The sequence below is a fragment of the uncultured Pluralibacter sp. genome, assembly GCF_913775985.1.
Classification (GTDB): domain Bacteria; phylum Pseudomonadota; class Gammaproteobacteria; order Enterobacterales; family Enterobacteriaceae; genus Pluralibacter.
This window is the reverse complement of the sequence record NZ_CAJYMB010000113.1, coordinates 12,231-33,864: the sequence shown is the minus strand read 5'-3', so window position 1 is coordinate 33,864 and position 21,634 is coordinate 12,231. Positions and strand designations below refer to the sequence as shown.

The following is a 21,634-nucleotide window of genomic DNA, read 5'->3' as shown; positions in this document are numbered from 1 at the left end:
CAGCGCTTACCGACACTTGTCGAAAAAATGCGTCAGACGCAATTCCGCTGACTCGCCTTCCAGCATATCAGCATCAGTCAGAGGGTAAAATCGACGTGTTCACCGCCAGGCATATTGACGCCAATTGTCAGCTGACCGCCAAGCGCTTCAACATAACGTTTGAGCGTGGCAATTTTCAGATTTTCAGCACGCCCTTCAATAGCCGCAACGGAAGGCTGTGCAATACCCATGGCATCAGCCTGCTGCTTTTGTGTTTTCTGTAGCGCCTCACGCAGTTTATACAATTGAGAATCAAGTCGCATTGCCGCGACTTTTCGTGAACCTGAGTGAGTTCATCAGGTGTCAGATCAGCCATCAGGTCATCAAGCGTTTTCATTTTCCGCTCCGTTTCAGTTGGTCCAGATGTCGGTGATACTCGTTTCAGCTGTTTTGATCATGGTCTTGTAGAAGAGCTTTTCGTTTGCACCGTCTTTATTATCCGCACTCAGGACAATCGCTTTACGCATGAGTCAAACTCAAAGAACCTTCTTACAAGCCGCCCGTTGCTCTGCACCCTCAGTTCTTTCATGTTCGGTTTTTTTGAGCCGTAAAGCGTATCCACATGGGGCCGACCAAGATGCGAACATACCTGCTTAAGAAGGTTCAGCACGGCAACAGTGGTGGGGCAGTCGCCTTAGCGAGATCCCGTATCTGGTCTTTATTCATAGATATGTTCATGAATCAGATACACCTGCAGGTTATCCTCGCTACGATTGAACAGGCCAGCGTGATGAGCCAAGAACTAATAAGTCTTCCACTTCTTTTATGGATTCAAAAAGCCTGAGACTGAATGCAGGAATCAGTAATCTGTTGGCTGTAAATCAGCGCCATGGTATTTTCACTGCCTGTAATGCCAGCTCATCGTGGCCATATAACCGCAGGTGTTCACCCATCTGATTACCTCGTTAAATCTCTGTTTAAAGCGTGACAAGCAGTAAATCTTTTGGGAATTTCACATTGAAATAAATCAATAAAATTATTCATAATCAATTACTTAACATTAAAACCCACATGGGAACTTTAAACTTCTTTCATGCACAGCTTCGTCAGATTAAGGCAGGCAAAGGGCAGGGCACTTGTGGCATTCCACCCGCTGCCTGTTATCTGAGCCACCTTAATAGCAGAATAAGAGCAATAAATTCACCCAACCCGCCCTGTACAACTTTTTATTAAATACAGAAAAATGTTGCACAATTCATTAATAGATGTACACTGTCGAAATTAATTGTCAGCGGAGCGGATGATGAAAAGTAACTACGGTGGAGTAGATGAAACAGCGCGCAGAGCGAATGCTATGTTGCGCAGCATGAGTGATGACATTATCGATAAGCGGCAGGAATTCGGTCTCGATCAGTTCTATCAGACGTTCACGCGTAATGCCGTGGCCAACCTGCCTAAGCTCAGCCGCCGCGCTGTTGAGCAGGCCATTGATGAAATGGAATCCAAAGGGCATGTATTTGGCAAAAAGGATGCCGGTAATGCGAAACATTACGCGCTGACTGTTCAGGACGTTGTTGATATCTACGCTCACCGGAAAGTGCCTAAATACCGTGACATCCATAAAGGCGAAGGCCCGTTTGTGATTTTCGTCGTGAACCTCAAGGGTGGGGTGTCCAAAACTGTCAGTACAGTGACGCTTGCTCATGGATTACGCGTTCACCCTGACTTACTGCAGTACGATTTGCGCAATCTGGTTATCGATCTGGATCCCCAGGCATCCAGCACCATGTTCCTGAATCAGGCTAACAGCATAGGATCGATTGTCGAAACCGCCGCTCAGGCCATGCTGAATGATCTTGATGCGCAACAGCTCAAAGAACAAATCATCAAGCCAACCATCATTCCGGGTGTGGATATTATCCCGGCTTCCATTGATGATGGTTTTGTGGCCAGCCAGTGGGATCGCCTGGTTCAGGAACACCTGCCCGGCGTGTTGCCTTCTGAAGTCCTGCGCCGAAACATTATCGACCGGGTGGGAAGCGACTATGATTTCATCTTTGTCGACACCGGGCCTCACCTTGACGCATTCATGCTTAATGCCATTGCGGCAAGCGATCTGCTTCTCACGCCAACACCGCCTGCGCAGGTGGATTTCCACTCAACCCTGAAATATCTCACCCGCTTACCCGATATGCTGGAGCAGCTGGAAGAGGAGGGGATTACACCGCGTATAAAAGGAAATATCGGCTTCATGTCCAAGATGACGTCCAAACGAGATCATGAGATGACGCATGGGCTGGCCCGGGACGTGTTTACGTCTTACATCCTGGACGCCACGCTTCCCCGACTGGATGGGTTTGAGCGCTGCGGGGAAACGTTCGACACCATCGTCAGTGCCGATCCACAGTCATATCCGGGCAGTTCAGAAGCGCTCAAAAATGCCAAACGTGAAGCCGAACGCTTTACTCAGGCTGTGTTTAAACGGATTGAGTTCGTCAGAGGGATGCAATAATGAAAGAATTGAAGAAAATGGGACGTACCCTGGGTAACTCCAGCTTCAGCAAAATGCTGAGCGAAACGGAAAGTGCCCGTACTTTTACCCTTAAATCCGGTGCCACCGCGCGGTTTACGCTTACCAAGATTCTGCACGATGACATCGAAACCCAGACTTACGTGGATGCCACGATTAACGGCCGCGATCAGGCTTTTTTAACTGAAGAATCCGTCAGCGATATTTCACGCACCATTAAACTGCAGCAGTTCTTTCCGGCTATTGGCCGTGAGGTAGACGGGCGTATTGAAGTCCTGGATGGTTCACGTCGCAGGGCCGCATGCCTTTACAGCGGTATGCCATTTGAAGTGTTAGTGACGAAAGACGAGCTTTCGCTTTCAGACGCCCGCCAGCTGGCTATCGACATTCAGACGGCAAAAGAGCACACACTGCGCGAACTGGGTAATCGCCTTAAGCTGATGTACCCGGAGCATATGAACCAGTCTGACATTGCTGCAGCGGAAGGGCTGTCGCCGGCAAAAGTCACGCGTGCTTTCCAGGCGGCGTCGGTACCAGATGAAATGATTGCGGTCTTTCCCTCCATAGGCGAGCTCTCTATTAACGACTATAAGACCTTACTCGATATTGCTGAGAAAGCGGCGAGCAGGCAAATCAGTGTCCAGGAGCTGGCAGAGGGCGTGCGCGAACGTATTGCGCTTGATGCACTCACTGAGCACGATGAGCCGGCTGTTAAGGCAAAAATCATTGGTTATTTTCGCGCTGCCAGTGCCGAACCTAAATCAGCACGTGATGCGAAAAAAGTCGTGACCGAGAAAATAGCGGAATTCAGCGATAAAAAGCAGTTTGCGCGGAAAAGAACGGATGCCGAAAAGCGCCTTGTGACTTATGAGTTTTCGCGTCTTCCTGCGGCCTGGCAGGCTGAGCTGGATGATGCTGTGAAAGCCGTTATTGAAAAGATGCTCGCAAAATAATTTTCAATCCAGCGTGAAGGGGAGGGGAGGGGAGGGGAGGGGAGGGGAGTTACTCCAATGATTATCCCCTCTTTTATATTAAATTCCCTATTAAAAACCCTCTCTAACCTGCTGTTACAACAGAACTATATGGGAAAATTTCAACCTGAAATTCCCATCCCTTAATATCCTGTTTTTGCACAGCTTAGCATTCACAGAAGATCAAACTGCCCATTCTGCCTGGCACTGAATAATCAACGTTCAACTTATAGAGAATCATCGACCAAACATGCAGCAGTGATAGGGAAACTCACAATTACCACTTTGATGGCGTAACACCACTCAAGACGCCATATGGTCTGTTAACTGGAATCGCTGTTCCTTGTCCAGTGCTTGAATGATAGGAAAAGGGATATCTGTGGCGTCTCAACGTACAATTTGATGGAAAAATTTTCTCCGATCGTTGTCGTGGCCGTGCTGATAACGTTACTTTCTGGATCTTATAGGTCTATGCAAATAACATACTAGAAAGTTTGATAAAATTTAAATGTTATTTAATAACAGATAGTTAAAAGATAATTGGGCATTTTTGACATACCATTTGGCAGTCCTAAACGACCAAGTTTTTTTATCCGAGCATAATTTTTGCTCTTCTTTCTGTGACATTACTGTTGAGTAATCGCTTAAGAGAATGTCTGACGAACGGGTAGTGAGCACGAAACACCTCTCATACGATTTCAGAGAGGTCTCTCATAACTTTTCTATTTATAGATACCCCTTAGCACCTCAAGGCTTTCATCGGTACATAAATGCAGGCTGGTTAAGAACGGTCTACAGCGACGGTTTATCTGTAGCAGAGATAGGCTGTAAATGACCCGTTGATGATTGCTGGGTATGCCTGTTAAGCAGAAAGCCCTTAGAGTTATCCACTTATCCACGCGATAGATCCCAATAAATTGATCCTAATGAGATCCTTTATAGATCCCAAAGAGATCCCCGATCGCCGCAGGCCGCACCAGCTCTGGTCTGAAGAGGGGTCCGCATAAGCTATAGCAAGTAAAATATAAGCTATGCAGAGATCACAATAAGCTATAGAAAGTAAAATATAAGCTGTAATTAGGAAAACACATAAGCTATAGTGAGTTTATCGCTCATTTTCCCGTTTTGATTGTGGATAACTAATCTGATTGCCTGTCAGAGGGTTACTTCGATCATTGGCGAGTTGTTATCTAACAATTCACAATCCGGATCGGTTGATCATGCTCAACGATCCTCTGAAACGTGTGCAGGAACGCTTGTGGCCAGCGACAATCTTGACTTAACAAAGCTTTTTGAAGAAAAAGACACGAAATCTGGGGAAATCGTAACCCTGACGCCGAATGCCAATAATACTGTGCAGCCGGTGGCACTGATGCGCTTGGGCGTATTTGTCCCTACGCTTAAGTCGTTAAAAAACAGCAAGAAAAACACATCTTCAACAACTGATGCGACCGAAGAATTGACGCGTCTGTCACTTGCGAAAGCAGAAGGTTATGAAAAGGTTGAGATAGTCGGCCCGCGCCTGGATATGGATAACGATTTTAAGACCTGGGTCGGCATAATCCATTCCTTTGCTAAGCACAAAGACAAGGTCATTGGCGACAAGGTACAGCTCTCATTTGTGGAGTTTGCCAAGCTCTGCGGCATCCCCTCAAGCCGCTCCTCAAAGCAGCTCAGAGAGCGTATCAGCCCGTCTCTGAAGCGTATTGCCAGCACCACCATCTCCTTCTCTTCAAAAAGCGGCGACGACGCAAAAGAATACATCACACATCTGGTCCAGTCTGCTTTTTACGATACTAAAAAAGACATTGTTATCCTGCAGGCTGACCCGAAGCTTTTCGAGCTCTACGAGTTTGATCACAAGGTGTTACTGCAGCTTAAGGCGATTAACGCGCTTAAACGCCGTGAGTCCGCTCAGGCGCTCTATACCTACATTGAAAGCCTTCCCAAGAACCCGGCCCCTATCTCCCTGGCGCGCCTACGCGAAAGGCTCAATCTGCGCTCTCCTGTGTTTTCGCAGAACCAGACGGTGCGCCGTGCGATGGAGCAGCTTAAGGAGATTGGTTATCTGGACTATAGCGAAGTTCAGAAGGGACGCAGCGTCTACTTCCAGGTCCATAATCGCTATCCAAAGCTCAGAGCGCCCAAGACGGAGCAGCTAGAATCACCGAAGGCAACACCGAAAACAAAAGAGCCACTCGATCCGCAACTGCAGGAAAAGATTGAACTTCTTGATAAATTGGGCATTTCTCTTCAGGATCTTGAGAAGATTTTTAAATCTCAGTAGCAGCATAAGCTGTAATGAGTAGAACTTTTCATGCCGCGCTAAACGCTTACCCTTAGTGAGTAGTGATATTCTATTAATCCTGTGATTTTTAATATTTTTAATAAAAAAGACTTTCTCTAGTTAACTCACTACAGTTTATAAATGATGTGATTTAGCCGTTAATTTACTCCTTACAGCTTATATCTAAGTGCTGAAGAGTTAGTGTTACTCACTATAGTTTATATCACCCTACTGAACCGACATTTTCACTCATTACAGCTTATATTTGCTGTGGCGAGTAGTAGTTAACTCACTACAGCTTATGATTATGGGGCAAGCAACATTAGGTTTTGATCTATCTGTCTGAAATTATTTATTTTTTACTCATTATCACGCTTCATCTCATCATATCTAAAGCTCATTTTTCTCCTTATAGCTTATGATTGCTCACTATAGCTTATGTTGATAGCTCAGAGATTTACTCTCTATAGTTTATATAAGCTATAGCAAGTAAGTGGGATGTCATTCTAATCAGCAGATTAATAGAAGACAGCTGACTCGAACCAGTACTTGCTTGAAATACCTAAAGAACTTAGAAGCAGTCATCTCATAAGTTGGACCAGACCAGCCATAGATGTGAGATGGCGAGTGAAAACATCGTAGATGGAATTTTTTACGGGGCTGGATTCGCATTTCTATTGAGATTCGGATGAGTGGAGGACATTACCCTAATCCATACCATAGGCACCGCCGGCCGCCCAAAGACACGGTGCGATTGGTGCCGCTAACAGATCAGCCCTAAGTCTGAAAAGTGGAAGTTTGGCTCGCGAACGAACGGCCGAAGCGCTGCGAGCCGGCCTGGTCGGTGACCGACGATACCCTGCGCAACCGGCCTAAGCGGTCTTGAAGCGGGCAAAGAAAGACGGGGTACACTTTTTCAGTCCCGGTGACGTCGCACACTTACCGTCACTAATGCACCAGCAATAACACCAGCCAGCTGGTAAAGGTTCTTCAGGACGTAGCCGGACACAAGGACGCGCGCTCTATCGATGTGTACACGCGGGTGTTTGCGCTGGATGTTGCTGCCGCGTTGAACGTCTAATTCAGCGGCAGGGCCGAAGCCGCGGCGGTGCTGTGAAGCCTGCCGTTAGCCTGAAAAGTGATATGGCTGATCAAAGGCCGTCCGGACCTGGCGCGCGAACAGCTGAAAACGATTGCCGGAATCTGTGGCACCGGGTGTTAGGAGTACCGCGATCTGAAGGCCGCCATTCAGGGCCATCCTGAGGTCTGATACGGCAGGAAGGAGCGTAAAATCACTCACAGCGACATCCGTCTGCATCTCGCAGAGCATCTGACCCGGCTCTGGCGTTACGGCTATGTGCTGTCACACGATCGTGACCTGGCAGAAGAATTGGTTCAGTCAACCTACGTACGCGCGCTGGAACGCAGCGCGCAGTTCACGCCAGGCACACGCCTGGATTGATGGCTCTTCTCGATCCTTCACTCTATCTGGGTCAGAGATCTGCGGGCGCGAAAGGTCCACCAGGGGCAGGGATTAGCAGACCCCGATGCACTGCTGGCCAGTGATACTCACGCCCCTAGCGACGACAACCGCCAGTTCCGGCGCATTATGCAGCAGGTTAACGCCTTACCGTAGGCGCAGCGAAACGCGCTGTTTCTGGTTTATGTTGAAGGACTGGCCTATCAGGAGGCGGCAGAAATCCTCTCCGTCCCGACTGGCACCATTATGAGCCGTCTGGCCGCTGCCCGAGCCACACTGGCCAGGCAGACGGCGACCGCACCCACACCGCTGGAGAAACGGCGATGAGCAGAAAAACGTTTACGCCACCCTGGCGCGATGAGGCCATCGTCGCCTGGCTGGATGGTGAGATGACCCCGCAGGAAGCCGGGCTGTTTGAGCAGGCGCTGGCTGGCGATCCCGATCTGACCCGGCGGGTTGAGCAGTTCCGGCACAGCACCCTCGACTTCGGGCTGGCGTTTGCCCCGCTGCTGGAGCAGGCGCCACAGGCCAGAATGGCCGAACGACTGGCGGCCATCACGCCACCGGCAGCTGCCAGAACCTATAGCCGCCGCGCCCTGATTGTCGCTTCGGTGAGTTTTCTGCTGGTGGGTAGCGGAATCGGTCTGCTGGCCAGATCAGGCGAAGAGAGGGAGGATAAAAGCCAGAGTATCCGCGATCTGGAGGCGCGGTATATGTCGCTGTACAGTGCTGAAACACTGGCCGATTTGCCGGATGATGGCGTCCTGTTGCAGAAGGGGCTGGACCGGATCCGGCTCAACTTAGGGTTACAGCTGCACCCGCAGCAGCTGCGCCTGCCGGGGGCTGAACTGAAAATGGTCCGGATCCTGCGCTATGAGCGGACTTCAATCGCGCAGTCGTCTGGCTGCACGCGGATTACGGCCCGATGGCGCTCTGTATCTCACCGGCCCCGCACGGCCGGGAGGCGATCGCCCGTGAACGGCGGCATGGAATGGAGCTGACCTGGTGGAACCGGAATGGCTTCCAGTATGTGCTGATTGGCCGCAATCCGGCTCACCAGCTGGCGGCTATCGCCACTACCCTGCAGGTCGCACTGGCGTAGTCTGGCTGCGCCTTCAGCGGAGCGAAGTGTTCACCTGCGCGGCAATCGCCAGCGCAATGTTCACCCGGTCATCCACCACACCGACCAGCCGATCCACCCGGAATGCCGTGCGGGAAATCGCGGTCGATGCGTGCAGAGCCAGCGAGCGTGAAGCAGGATCGACCGCCTCACCGCTGTCGAGCGAGGCGAGCATCATCACCGGCCGGCTGACATCTTTCACCGTCAGCACGCCAAAAATCCGGTACTGACCTCTAACCAGCGCGACAACGCGGCTGCTGACGAAATGAATCTGCGGGTAATGCTCCGCATCAAAAAACAGATCGCTCTTCAGCTGCCAGGTGAGCAGGCTGTTTGACGCCACCAGCGTGCCGACCGGAATGCTCACTTCGACATGGTTATCACGGTCGTCATCCGGATTCAGTATCACGGTTCCGTTCACACCCTGCAGTCTGGCCTGCGAAAAATCGTGACCAAAGGCACGCCAGGAAAGACCAATGGTTGTTTTATCCGGAATAATGGCATAAGTCGTCGGTGCGGCATAAAGCACCGGGCTGAGCAGGGCAAGCAGAGCGCATAAACAGGCGGCACGTATCATCACTCTTTTCTCTTTTTCTGGCAGACCCAACGTTAACGCCTGACTCCGCGATTCTATTCAACTTTTAGCACTGTTTTTACGTTACGGATACATTTTATCGGAAAGATATTAACTGAGTGTTGCTTCATTTCACCAGAAAATAACGATTAATGTGAGGTCAGAACAAGAGTAACCGGCAATATTAAGATTGCATTAAGACAGCTTTATTAAACCGGCGTTTCCGTCACGCGCAAAGCTACCGGTTTTCCGGCGATCGCACTGCATTAAACCGGCATCAGCGAAGCGATGAAAATTAACGAAAGGCAAACGCCGACCCAATCGTGACAATTCACAGACCGCGCATTGCCTGCGGATGTTACAAGTAAAATTCGCTGATTTATAAACACATTGTCAATACAGCGAAAAGAGTAACGATAAGAAAGAGTATCTGCGAGTAGTGAGTGAACTTTTTCAGCTATCCTTGACTTATGCATCTTTGATTTTATTATTATTCATCTCACCAATTTAGTGTTCAGTAAACTTTTGTGCGGTGGTTTGTATTATCAGTCCGGTAACCTTAATTCCATAACGGGAAAATTGGGGCGCGACAGCGCTATTGCCGGGCGTGAATAACCGCTATTCAAATTCTTTTTCCGGCATTGTGTCTGATTAAAACCCGCGACAGCTTACAGGTTGATCAGCAGGAGTTTTAGCATGGATTTTTGCCCTTTTCCCGCCCTTCGTTCGGTGATGAAGAGCTGGCTGCCGTTAAGGCCGTATTTGATTCGGGATGGATGACAACCGGAGCAAAATGCGCCGAGCTGGAGCAGGCTTTGTTCAGCTGACCGGCAATCAGCACGCCATTGCGGTCAGTTCTGCCACGACGGGGATGCACGTTACGCTGATGACCATCGGGATCGGGCCGGGCGATGAAGTTAACCCCCCCATGACCTGGGTCTCAACCCTGAACTTGATTACGTTGCTGGGCGCGACGCCGGTCATGATTGATGTCGATCCTTACAACCTCATGGTGACGCCGGAACAGATTGCACAGGCGATTACCCCGCGGACGCGCGCCATCATTCCGGTGCATTATGCCGGTGCGCTCGCCGATCTCGACCCGATTTATGCGCTGGCTGAACAGCATGGTATCGCCATCATCGAGGACGCTGCTCACGCGGTGGGCACCACCTATCGCTGTCACGTCAGGGGCGGTTAAGCTGGATCGCCCTCAGCGTGCTGTTGTTAGGTGTCGCCATGCTTCTCTGGCTGCAGGTGCTGCAGCAGGTGCCGGTGAACCAGGACTATCCGATGCTGAGCCTTAATTTCATTTTCGTCGCGCTGGCCGGGCGGCTCCTCTTGCGCGAGCGACTGACGCTACGCCAGATGGCGGGCACGTTGCTGGTGGTAACCGGCGTGGCACTGATGGCGAGTCAGCTATGAAAGGGTATGGATGGGTGGCCTGCAGCGTGCTGCTGGTTTCTGCGGCGCAGTTAATGATGCGCTGGGCGATGCCGCGGCTGCCTGAGTTCTGCAGTCTCCTGTCGCTGCCTGCGGTGGCTATCCAGCCCGCCCTGCTGCTGCTGGCCGGACTGGAGGCCTATGGCGTCTCGATGCTCTGCTGGATCCGGGCGCTGCACTTTTTCTCGCTCAACCGGGTCTATCCACTGCTGAGTCTCAGCTATGCTGGTGTGGTTGGTGGCCGTCAGCCTGCCGGTGTTTCAGGAGGCTCTCAGCTGGCACAGTCTGGCCGGTGTGGTGATGATTATTGCTGGTCTGCTCTGCATCGTGGTTAAACCCTGACGGGGCAGTGCCGTTATTGTTTTCGCATCATCCTGCCACTTAATTATCGTTTTTGGATGGCTGTTAACGCTTTCCCGATAGCGAAATTAACGTTTTAGTGGTAGAACTCCTTTTTGTTACCGTTTTCATTCGACAGATAAAGGATTCGCTATGCTGGTCGGCTTCAGCGCGCTGCGCGAACGTTATGCAATTGAACTGGCGCAACCGTTGCGCGTAAAGTCGGCCATCGGCACGGTACGATCCCATCACGAGAGCCAGGGACAGGTAGAGAATCACTATCCGCCTGGCTATCAGCCGGAAGATTCCTTTGCCGGTCACTTCGCCTTTGGCCTTAAATATGAAGAGATCCATCTTGAGTTCTTTGCCCGGCTGTTTACGGCCATCGGACCTGAACCACTGGAACAGTGGTGTTGCCAGGAGCCGTTCGGCCAGTATGCGCGGCGGGCCGGATTTTTCTATGAATGGCTGACCGGCAGCACGCTACAGGTGCCCGATGTGACCAACGGCGGTTATGTCGAGGCGATTTCATCCGGTGCCTGGCTCACCCGCACCACGCTGAAGCGTAACCGCCGCTGGCGCATCAAGGATAACCTGCCGGGCTCGTCAGATTTCTGTCCGCTGGTACGGAGAACGCCCGCCGTTGAGCAGGCGCTGGCCTTCGATCTAAATGACGCCTTAAAAGACCTGGATAACGCCTTTGGCGCAGATATTCTGATGCGCACCGCCAGCTGGCTGACGTTTAAGGAGTCGCGCGCCAGTTTCCTGATTGAAAAAGAGTCTGATCAGGGCGACCGCATCCAGCGCTTTGCCCATGTGATCGCGCAGTATTGCGGCCAGCTCGACGATCCGCTCAGCGAGGAGAGCCTGCATACCATACAGCAGGGGATTCTGGGGCAGGATGCGCTGGGCCTGGGGCTGCGACGTTCACCGGTGTTTGTCGGACAGTCGACGATGCGTGAAGATATCGTCCATTATATTGCGCCACACTACGAGGATGTCCCGCGCTTTATGCAGGGGCTGAAAACCTTTGAAGAGGCGACAAAGGGTGCCGCGCCGCTGGCCCGGGCAGGCGTTATCGCGTTTGGCTTTGTCTATATCCATCCGATGCGCGACGGCAATGGCCGCATCCACCGATTTCTGATCAATGACACGCTGAACCGGGATGGCGCAATACCGGATGGCGTCATCCTGCCGGTTTCCGCCACCATTACCAGCTCGATGGATTTTCGGGTCGGCTACGATCGCACGCTGGATCTCTTTTCTAAAAAACTGATGCGACGTTATGCGGGCTGCTACCGTTTTGGCGAGCTGAAAACGTATGAGGACGGCACGAGGAGCAACTTCATTTTCAGCGACTATGAGGATGCCCGCTTTGCCTGGCGCTATCCCGATCTGACCGAGCATGTTCTCTACACGGGCAGAGTGATCGAGCATACCGTGCGAACCGAAATGGCCGATGAAGCGCGGGTGCTGGTTCTGTTTCAGCGCGCCCAGCAGCAACTTAAGGAGGTGGTTGAGATGCCGGATCATGATGCCAGCCGCATCATCCGGTCGTTAAAGGAGAACGGCTGGCAGGTTTCCGGCAAGCTGAAAAAAAACTTCCCATTGTTTGAAGATGACGTCACATCCCAACGTATCGTCGAGGCGGTCAGATCGGCGTTTGAGACATAACAGTGAGTGTGCCGTACACCGCTGCACATCCATTGATGCGGCTCAGCAGAGCGGGATGATATCTGCAGCCAGCGCAACGATATCATCGACGATGCGATCCGGTGAGGGCGCCAGCGGATAGAGCGCCTGGCCCTGGCGGGCGACAAAGGCCGTTTTCATCCCTGCACATTTTGCCCCGCCGACATCCCAGCCATGCGCCGCAACCATCATGCAGGCAGACGCGGGCTGGCCCATCTCCTTCATCGCCCACTGATAGACTCTCAGATCGGGTTTATAAGCCTGAACCTGTTCCACGCTGAGAATACGGGTGAACAGGGTGGCCAGCCCGGCGGAGCTCAGCTGCTTTTCAGCCAGCGCGGCAGAGGAGTTGGTAAGCGCGACCAGCGTATATCCCTGCTGCTGCAGAGCGGTCAGCCCTCTGGCCACATCCGGATGAGCAGGCATCGCGGCGATGATTTCGGCCAGCGGCGTTGCCTCCTCCGGCAGGGTGATGCCGTATCGCGCGGCGGTCATCTCCAGTACGGCTTCAGCGATATCACCAAAATTGTGGAAGCTGCCGGTTACGGTTCCGACCAGCGAATGATGTAACACCGAAGTGAACCAAGCTTCGGCGCGCTCAGGCCTGTTACCAAGCCGCTGCGCCACTGCCTGATTCAGTCCTGAGGTATCCAGTAGGGTTTCATTAACATCAAAAAACAGCGTGCCGCTGCAGGGTGTGGAAGGGTGGCTGTGGGTCATCTGACCTCCGGTTATGTTGATGCATCTGAGGGGGGCAGCGTCAGGGATAGTGATAGAAGGTAGGTTACCGTGCGGGATTCCTCAAGAGAGTGGAACTGCCGTGCTCTCCGGCATAGTCAGAAGCGGATTATCTATCTATTACCCTGCCTGAAAATTATCAGTCTACTGAACGGAATTTTGTCGGTAAGGCTGAGGCGATCAGAAGCCTCTCACGCTTTTAATGAGTAAAAGAAAACGTGCGTTATTATCGTGGCGCATATTAATAGGTACTAAAGCGAATAAATATTTAATCGCAAACCGTGCAGCTCCAGATAGCCGCGCGTGGCGTCAAAATAGGTGAACGTGGACTCAGATTTTACGAAGTGAAGCTGCATCAGGCGGCTGGTCGCGTCATCAACGTAGACCAGCAGCGTGCAGGCAGGACCGCACTCCTCAAACCAGCGGTAATCAAAGCCGTCAATCTGTATCAGCTCGCCAACGCAGGCGCGACGATACCGCGGCTGCTGGATCCTCGGTGAACGCATTTTCCGGGGGATCGAGAGTCCGGCTCGTACCATCAGCTGACGCACGGTCTTTTTAGCCAGCACAACGTCATGGAGTTCGGCCAGCTTCTCGCAGGCGAGCGTCGGACCAAAGTCGGTATAGTTATCGCGGATGATGCCCAGAGCAAGTTCAGCAAGGCCAGGAACAAGCTAGCGATTACCGAGCAATCCATGGCGGCGGTTCGCCAGTGCCAGCGACCCAGACTTGCGATAACGTACAAGCAGACGCCGGCAGTGGCGATCCGAGAGACCAAGTCGTTGTAATGTAAGCGAAGTAGTGGGCCTGCCATCAATGACGTCCTGCAGGATCTTGAGGCGGTTAACTTCATTAATCGTAAAGCACTTCGAAACGTAAGCCGTCATCAGTAGCCTCCTCAGCCGGGAAACCCTGGAAAAGGACGATAACGCGGACATCTGAATTTAGCCGTTACAATCAAATGGCGCATAATGCTATTTATGTTAAATTGATTGTATATAACCCGCTCAGAATTATGCCATTTGACAGTACTAGGGCCATATCACCTAGCCCTAGTTTAATTTTTTCAATGAATACTTTTATTATCTTCCTCTTGAATTATAACCTCCATAAGGTCATCGCTGATATCATCATCATCCGTATCTGTTAAGTCAGTCTCCAATGATGATAAATCTTTATCTTCAATATCCTCAATAGTAATTTCTTTATTCTTTATTTTTTCGATAAACATTTCAAAATATGCAGCTTTAGTCATTATATTGAACATATATTCAGTTTGTTTATCTTCATCGTCTTCTTTCTCTTGGATTTCATTATAAAATTCATCCAAGGCAACAATCAGAACTTTAGTCAGTATATCAATTCTCGTTCTTTTCTTATAATCTCTAGCTTCCTTAAGTATGAATGGAGTTGCTTTAGCTTCACCGGCAAACTTTTGTTTTAAATATTTATCTAAAATTACTCTTGAAATCATCAGCAAGTGATAACAGTTAGAAAATCTTAATTGCAATGGGTTAAATTTCCTCAGGTAAGGTAGCTGAGTGGCTTGGTCAAGCATTATAAAAGATGCATGAACGTCTCTAGGATCTGTACTATCATTAAATATTTTTTCGTAGAGGCCATCTTTATTATCAATCCTGGATGTAAAGACTAAATCTTTTTCATTTTCGCGTAGGTCCAATGAGGAATTCATTAGTTCCACTGCACCATTTAAACAAAATGAAATATAAGCAGATCCAAAGAAAAAATTTGCAACTTTAGTTACTGAGTCAGGAATGTCTCTAAATTCCCCTTCTCTTTTTTCATACCAAAAAGTGGTGTTAAAGAAATAGTTCTGTAATTTTTGTTGTATCGGGTCATTTGACCAAAAATCCCTTTCGGTTACAGGGTTTTGTGAGTTTGTATATTTTGTTACCTTGAGGTCGAATTCCTCACCACCAGACTTGAGCAATCGAAGAGTAATCCTAACTTCCTCATTAAGAATATTCCTTTGTTCTTCATTGCATTCTTTATATGCACTATAAATGGCATAGGCTGTTTGTGCCCCATTTATAATTTGAAGGCCTGTAATATCAAATTCTTCGGCTTCATTACTAATTTTTGGTATTCTACGAGTTATGGCTGTGAGTCCGTTGTTATAGTACCAGAAAAATTCAGGATTTTTAATTATTGTATTTTTTATCTCTTCATTTATGTTAGATTGTACAATTGGATTCCTAACATTCCTGTTGAAAAGAGAGACGCCATATTTATTTACTAACTCAAATATCAGCTTAGGCTTAATTAAAAAAACATAGGCATTGAATGGGGCTTTTATTTCGACTGAAGAGTTCGAACCATCTCTGCAAACTTGCATTCTGATCTTTTCTAAACTAGGATCATATACATTATCAAGTGGGTTTGGTGGTATGCTTTTTTTATATTCTCGGCCAATATAGTCTATTTTTAATTTGTTTAAATCAAAACCCTCTATTTCAATATCGCCGCTTAAACTATCTTTGAGGGATTTAATATTTGCATCTGAGTTGTTGCAATTGTTTTTTAATGACAAATAAATTATTTTAACTCTACCGTTTTGTTTTATGTGTTTTCTTAGTTTTTCGTATTGGATGTTAAATTTAGCATTGGTGCCTTCTTCTTTGTCACCCTTAAGGATACTTTGTATATCGCTGAGAAATGACTTAAGTTCTTTTCCATCGAAACTTCCATGGCAATTTTCTTTTTTATTCCATTTGGATTGGACTATATAAAAAGTTGTGGATTGCTGTGAGTCTTTTTTTTCTAAAATTATATCGCATGAATTATCATCATGGCCATCAGTAATATACTCTTCGACATTGCTTATGTCAGCATAAGTTTTGAGGAACCATATCAAAAAAGCTATAGATTTCTTTTGGTCAGTCTGTTTTATTTTGTCGAAGTAGTTAGTATACATTTCACTTTGTATAATCGCATTGAACTCACTGTCAATATAATCATAAAACTCTTCGTGCTTCATATATATGTCCTTATTAGCTGAGTATTTTGTGGAATATTCTTGCAACATTTATTATATATTATTATCGCTATAAATGTACGGGTTTTTTTGTAATTTATAAATGTAACAATCTATCGACGTTCGGAAATTGATAGGTTTTATCAACTCTTGATGAGGTTATGAACAATTTGCGCTAGGTTAGTTGTTTCAACTAAAGTTTAAGACAGGAAAGCCGATAATAATCCATTTCCTTTCATAAAGAGTAAAATCTAGAGGTTCAAATAGCTTGGTAGATTTTTTCGATAACTTTACGATATTTCTCAATTATTAGTAACTGTGTGAGTTAAAAAATTCATTTTAATTAATTTGAATATTGAACGCTATTGTATACCTTTGAACCATCTTTAACGTTGATTCTAACAGGTTCAATCTTATCCCCTTTCAGAGTCGTCTGTCTTAAATTTAAACCATATGACAATCACAATTTTAAACTTCATATAATAGGGTTTATATGAAGCTGGGATCCTCCTGAGGATCCGGGTATGATGAGGATCCGGCCTGCACGGGCCCAGTGTGAACAAAAATGCGGCAGCGCTGCGTGAATTCTGCAGGGGTAAGGCCCTGCTTTTTTCTCAGAATTCACGTAGCGACGCCAGGCGGATAATCGGCGGAAACATGACACATACGGCACTCCTGCCGGGCCTGATCGGCCCGGAGAACGGCGACATCACCGGTCGGCTGCGCGAGTTCGTCAGCGATCGGGAAGCCTTCTCGGACAACACGTGGCAGCAACTGCTCAGCGTCATGCGTATTGCCGGCCGCTGGGCGGCGGAGCATGGTCGGGCGCTGCTGCCGATGGCACCTGCAGATCTGCGCGACTACCTGCTGTGGCTGCAGGCGTCCGGGCGTGCCTCTTCAACTATCAGCACGCATGCCGCCCTCATCTCAATGTTACACCGTAACGCCGGGCTGATGCCGCCCAACGCATCGCCGCAGGTATTCCGCGCCGTTAAGAAGATTAACCGCACCGCCGTTATCGCCGGCGAGCGCGCCGGCCAGGCCATTCCTTTCCGCCTGCGAGATCTGCTCGTGCTCGACGCGCGCTGGTCCGGCGCCGATCGCCTGCAGCAGCGGCGCGACCTGGCGTTTCTTCACGTTGCCTATTCCACCCTGCTGCGCATCAGCGAGCTGGGCCGCCTGCGGGTGAGGGATATTTCGCGTGCGGCCGACGGCCGGATTATCCTGGACGTCGCCTGGACCAAAACAATTGTGATGACCGGAGGTCTCATTAAAGCCCTGGGGGACCTCTCCTCGCAGCGCCTTACGGAATGGCTGTCACTATCGGGGCTGGCCGGCGAACCCGACGCCTTCATCTTCGGTCCGGTTCACCGCTCGAACCGGGCAGTCGCTGCGACTGAAAAGCCGCTTTCCGCCCGGGCCCTGGAGGATATTTTTGCCCGCGCCTGGCAGGAGGCTGGAGATGTCGGCAGTGTGCGGCCAAACAAGAACCGCTACCGCGCTTGGTCCGGTCACAGCGCCAGGGTCGGCGCCGCCATCGATATGGCCACGAAAAAATACAGTACCGCACAGATCATGCAGGAAGGAACCTGGAAAAAGCCGGAAACGGTGATGCGCTATATTCGCCATGTTGACGCGCACGCGGGGGCAATGATCGATCTGATGAAGCAGTTGGACTGATTTCCGGCACCAGATGCCGCAAGTGTCGATTTCTGAGTCTCAAAATGCAGGCAAGGTACAAAGCTGCATAGTAGTAGGGGGAAACCAAAACAGAGGTGCGTTTTAATCTTTATGCGTGAAACCGTGCTCTCTGCAGCAGAAATGTGGCTGGTTATCAGCGCCTGCGCCGCGATTACATATAAATCTCTTCTTCTCCAAGGTAAGCCATCGCATCAAGAATGGATGACCAGCTAACCTGTCGGGCCAGCGGAAAGTTGTATATCCTCATGCCGTTGTTAAGAAATACGTCGCACGTTTTTGACCCGGTATGCATCCTGATCTCCCGGATGAGGCTGCTTGCCGTCAGCTGGCACGCCCGGCGATCGCTGATATCCAGCAGGTTCAGGTCCGCTGCCGTTGCGCAGTCACTCATCTGTCGGACGCCGGCCATCTCTCCCTCCAGTCTTTTTATCTCTCCGGAGAGGCTCTTTGCCCGCTCACAGAGTTCAGTCACGTCCGGCGCGATTTCAATCGCCCTGATGACGTTGTGCAGACTTCCGGTCAGCTGCAGATGCCGCGCCGTCAACCGCCGCAGCGTATCTTCAGCTGAAACGCGCCCGTTCGCGGCGGATGCCTCCTGCACCAGACCATTGATCAGATAACGATCGGTCAGGTCCCGGCGTATCGTGACGGCTTCACAACGGTTCTGTCGGCGCATTGAACATACGTAGTAGCCATAGCCCTTTACCGAAATGCCTGTCAGGATGATCGCGTGGCCGCACATGCCGCATCGCATCAGCCCGCGGAAGATATTGATGAGGTAAGGGTTAAAATTACCATCCCTGCGGCTTTCCGGTTCCCGGTACATCAGCTGCGCACGCGCGAAATCCTCTTCGCTCATGATTGGCGGGTAGTAATCAGGAATCTCCTCCGCCTCTGTCGCGGTGCACTGATGTGATGGCACGAGATAGCCTATTACCGCTTTTTTCCTGACCAGTCGCTCAATGGATGAAGAGTTCCACTGTGATACCTTACCCTTCAGATTCTCCTTTCCCTGAGCGTTCAGCGCGCAGCTGATCCTGACAAATGACATACCTTCAAGACGCATGCGGAAAACTGAGCGGATCACCTCTGCGCGCTCTTCCAGCACGTCAAAGCCGTCCCGGGCATCATTAACCTTAAGCCAGTAGGGACACTTCGTTGTCATGATGATTCCCGCTGCAGCCGCTTTCCGCTTTTCCGCCCAGGCGGCGCGCATGCGCCTGGACTTCATTTCGCTCTCTTCATTCGCCCGCTGGGCAATCAGAATGGCTCTTATAATGGCGAAGGGATCGTCCAGCGAACCACGGGTATATCGAACATTGTCGCTGAGCGTGACGACGTCAATGCCGGCTTCCAGCACCGCCCGCAGACGGCCTGTGGCTTCACCGATTTTCTCGCGTGACAGCCTGTCGAGGCTTTCAATCAGTAATACCGTGCCGTGCCCGACCAGGCCCTGCTCGACCGCCACCATAAATACGGCAAAGGCTCCCCGAACGGCGTGGTGTCCCCGCCAGGCACTCAGCCCCATGTCCTCATAGGTAACAGGATCAAGGTAATAATCAGGGTTATGAATGAGCCATTCATCGATAAGTTTTTTCTGACGCCTTGCTGAGTCGCCTTTCGCCTGCTGCAGTGAGGAAAAACGAAGGTATGCAATCGCTTTTTTCATAGAAACACCGTCGGGAGTACTCGGTAAAAAACCTGACGTGGAAACGACTGGCGCATTTTTTTCTTCCTTAAGGCTAACGGTTGAGGGCCGGGAAGTCTGCCGTGCTACTCATATTTGAGCGAGAAACGGAAGTTAAATCACAGCGTCAGTGTATCCACCATGTTAAACATAATAAACACGAGCACGAATCACCCCTCCTTCCACCTATATTAGGTTTAAAACATTCCACTATTTGACGTGAGTCACATAATTGTCAGAAAGTGGCGCGGGTGCATAACACCTAAGCATGTTGAAGTCTTTGCAAGACACCTGTAATAGACCGATGCTGGACATTAAAAAGGGACGCCGTGAAATCAGGGAGCATATGTTCGCAGAGAGACACAGGGTGAAGGGGAGCATTTCTTGCCAGCGACGTGTTGGACAGATCTTGAGGCGGTGAAAGCATTAGGAGGTGTACAGTACAAAATTGCGATCACCTGTTCAGACGAGCAATCTGAACTGCTATCTTTGCGTTCATTCATCTGTTTTGCGCACGACGCGTGGACGCAGGATAAACGTTCAGGTCTGACTTAAAACAGATTTGCTTGCGACCAGTTTTTGAAATGCGGGATGTGTTACTTCCCGGCGCAGGTTCAGATTGCCGGGGACGAGCTGGAATATAATAGATGTCGACAGGGCAATGCGCTCAAAAAATTCACACAGAACCGACTTCCCTCAAAAAGTCTTATACTCAGTCAGAGCACCCTATTTTTAATGCGCGCCAGTATCACTTTCTTTCTATTGTTCAGGGGCAGGGATGTCGAAAACACAATGGCTTTTTCGTCAGTTGACCAGGCAACTCTGGTTCAGAAGTTCGCTTTTTGCTGTACTGGCTGTGGTAACCGCGCTGGTAGCCATTGCCGTCAAGCCCTTTATTCCTGTATCCGTATCTGGTCTTATTGGCACTGATGCGGTAGATAAAATACTGAGCATTCTGGCGTCGAGCATGCTGGCTGTAACGACCTTCTCGCTGAATATCATGGTCTCGGCTTACAACACGGCCAGCAGCAGCGTAACCCCACGCGCCACGAAACTGCTTCTTGAAGATCGAACCACACAGAATGTGCTGGCCACCTTCATCGGCTCGTTTCTTTACAGCCTGGTCGGTATTGTTGCGCTTGGCATGGGGGCCTATGGTTCGCAGGGACGGGCAGTGCTTTTTTTTGTCACGTTGATTGTGATTGTCATGATCGTCATCACCCTGCTGCGCTGGATACAGCACCTCTCTCAGTTTGGGCGAATGGCTGAAACCTCTCAGCGGGTGGAGAATGCCACTGCAGGGCCGCTCTCATCATGGTTAAAGGATCCCTGTCTGGGTTGTTCGCCCTGGCATGGACAGGGGAATGAGGTATGGGCCATGTCGCCTTTGCTGTCTGACAGGGTGGGTTATCTCCAGCATATCGATCTGCATAAATTATCCACCTTTGCTAAGAACAATAACCTGAACCTGTATCTGGGCGTCCGGCCGGGCGCATTTTTGCATTTATCCTCTCCGCTTCTCCATATCCGACAGGCATTAGCTGCTGAGGAGGTACAGTATCTACGGAGCGCCTTCACAATAGGGGAACAGCGGTCGTTCGATCAGGACCCACGCTTTGGTCTGTGCGTGCTTTCTGAAATTGCCTCACGTGCTCTCTCTCCCGCCGTTAACGATCCGGGAACCGCCATTGATATTATCGGCCGCGCTGTCAGGCTACTTTGCCAGCATGCCGAAGCTGGTGAAGGCACTACGCCTTACCCCCGACTTTTCCTCCGGCCGGCTGATATCGGTGACCTTTTCGATGATATTTTCATGCCAATTGCGCGCGATGGCGCTGCCCTGGTGGAAGTCCATGTCCGCCTGCAAAAAGCGCTCCTGGCGCTGGCACAGTTCAAACCTGCTTTGTATGCGAAGGAGGCCGGACGACACTCCCGGCTTGCGCTGGAGCGCGCCAGAGAAGGACTGACTCTCAGCGAAGATATTCGCCGGCTTGAAGCACTGGCAACGGATCTTGCAAAGCGCTGATAATGTATCGGCTTAATGACTGCTCCCGGCAAGTCTGTTTATGCACCCGCAGGAACGCAATCATGTTTGGTG

At 50.1% G+C, this 21,634-nt stretch carries 10 protein-coding genes and 8 pseudogenes; 11 read left to right on the top strand and 7 right to left on the bottom strand.

Going from position 1 to position 21,634, the window contains the following annotated elements:
* Positions 1-77 precede the first annotated feature (77 nt).
* Positions 78-376, bottom strand: a pseudogene (locus QZ766_RS13620) (XRE family transcriptional regulator).
* Positions 373-616, bottom strand: a pseudogene (locus tag QZ766_RS23080) (type II toxin-antitoxin system RelE/ParE family toxin); the annotation flags it as partial. The pseudogenes QZ766_RS13620 and QZ766_RS23080, both read right to left, overlap by 4 nt.
* Positions 617-1,282: 666 nt before the next feature.
* On the opposite strand from QZ766_RS23080, the gene QZ766_RS13615 reads away from it, so the two are divergent.
* The 5 genes and pseudogenes from QZ766_RS13615 (at position 1,283) to QZ766_RS13595 (ending at position 8,349) form a co-directional block, all read left to right on the top strand.
* Entirely contained in the window at positions 1,283-2,491 is a 1,209-nt protein-coding gene (locus tag QZ766_RS13615; protein ID WP_297202829.1) for an AAA family ATPase, read from the top strand.
* On the top strand, positions 2,488-3,462 hold the full coding sequence (locus QZ766_RS13610) for a ParB/RepB/Spo0J family partition protein (RefSeq protein ID WP_297202925.1): 975 nt from the start codon (positions 2,488-2,490) through the stop codon (positions 3,460-3,462). The genes QZ766_RS13615 and QZ766_RS13610 overlap by 4 nt, the downstream gene beginning before the upstream one ends.
* A 1,276-nt stretch (positions 3,463-4,738) precedes the next feature.
* Positions 4,739-5,767 (top strand): RepB family plasmid replication initiator protein, encoded by a 1,029-nt coding sequence (locus QZ766_RS13605; protein ID WP_297202827.1) that lies wholly within the window; start codon positions 4,739-4,741, stop codon positions 5,765-5,767.
* A 1,357-nt stretch (positions 5,768-7,124) separates the two neighbouring features.
* Positions 7,125-7,574 (top strand): annotated as a pseudogene (locus tag QZ766_RS13600) (sigma-70 family RNA polymerase sigma factor).
* Positions 7,571-8,349, top strand: a pseudogene (locus QZ766_RS13595) (hypothetical protein). The pseudogenes QZ766_RS13600 and QZ766_RS13595 overlap by 4 nt, the downstream one beginning before the upstream one ends.
* 13 nt (positions 8,350-8,362) lie before the next feature.
* On the opposite strand, the gene QZ766_RS13590 reads toward QZ766_RS13595, so the two are convergent.
* Complete coding sequence (locus tag QZ766_RS13590; RefSeq protein WP_297202923.1) at positions 8,363-8,944, bottom strand: YceI family protein; 582 nt, start codon at positions 8,942-8,944, stop codon at positions 8,363-8,365.
* Between the two features lie 701 nt (positions 8,945-9,645).
* Between QZ766_RS13590 and QZ766_RS13585 the strand changes: the two are divergent.
* From QZ766_RS13585 to QZ766_RS13570, 4 genes and pseudogenes are all read left to right on the top strand, one after another.
* Positions 9,646-10,121: pseudogene (locus tag QZ766_RS13585) on the top strand (aminotransferase class I/II-fold pyridoxal phosphate-dependent enzyme); the annotation flags it as partial.
* 2 nt (positions 10,122-10,123) lie between these two features.
* Positions 10,124-10,366: pseudogene (locus QZ766_RS13580) on the top strand (EamA family transporter); the annotation flags it as partial.
* Positions 10,363-10,726 (top strand): annotated as a pseudogene (gene arnF, locus QZ766_RS13575) (4-amino-4-deoxy-L-arabinose-phosphoundecaprenol flippase subunit ArnF). The pseudogenes QZ766_RS13580 and arnF, both read left to right, overlap by 4 nt.
* A 150-nt stretch (positions 10,727-10,876) precedes the next feature.
* Positions 10,877-12,397 (top strand): Fic family protein, encoded by a 1,521-nt coding sequence (locus QZ766_RS13570; RefSeq protein WP_297202825.1) that lies wholly within the window; start codon positions 10,877-10,879, stop codon positions 12,395-12,397.
* Between the two features lie 42 nt (positions 12,398-12,439).
* On the opposite strand, the gene QZ766_RS13565 is transcribed toward QZ766_RS13570, so the two are convergent.
* The 3 genes and pseudogenes from QZ766_RS13565 to QZ766_RS13555 form a co-directional block, all read right to left on the bottom strand.
* Positions 12,440-13,135 (bottom strand): haloacid dehalogenase type II, encoded by a 696-nt coding sequence (locus QZ766_RS13565; protein WP_297202823.1) that lies wholly within the window; start codon positions 13,133-13,135, stop codon positions 12,440-12,442.
* Between the two features lie 275 nt (positions 13,136-13,410).
* A pseudogene (locus QZ766_RS13560) lies at positions 13,411-14,040 on the bottom strand (helix-turn-helix domain-containing protein); the annotation flags it as partial.
* 179 nt (positions 14,041-14,219) lie between these two features.
* Positions 14,220-16,151, bottom strand: a complete 1,932-nt coding sequence (locus QZ766_RS13555) for an AIPR family protein (protein ID WP_297202821.1) — start codon at positions 16,149-16,151, stop codon at positions 14,220-14,222.
* A 654-nt stretch (positions 16,152-16,805) separates the two neighbouring features.
* On the opposite strand from QZ766_RS13555, the gene QZ766_RS13550 reads away from it, so the two are divergent.
* Complete coding sequence (locus tag QZ766_RS13550) at positions 16,806-17,828, top strand: tyrosine-type recombinase/integrase (RefSeq protein WP_297202921.1); 1,023 nt, start codon at positions 16,806-16,808, stop codon at positions 17,826-17,828.
* A 172-nt stretch (positions 17,829-18,000) separates the two neighbouring features.
* On the opposite strand, the gene QZ766_RS13545 is transcribed toward QZ766_RS13550, so the two are convergent.
* Positions 18,001-19,518, bottom strand: coding sequence for a recombinase family protein (locus QZ766_RS13545; protein WP_297202819.1), 1,518 nt, complete (start codon positions 19,516-19,518; stop codon positions 18,001-18,003).
* A gap of 796 nt (positions 19,519-20,314) precedes the next feature.
* Between QZ766_RS13545 and QZ766_RS13540 the strand changes: the two genes are divergently transcribed.
* A complete protein-coding gene (locus tag QZ766_RS13540; protein ID WP_297202817.1) occupies positions 20,315-21,562 on the top strand; it encodes a DUF2254 domain-containing protein in 1,248 nt (415 codons plus the stop codon).
* Positions 21,563-21,634: the final 72 nt, after the last annotated feature.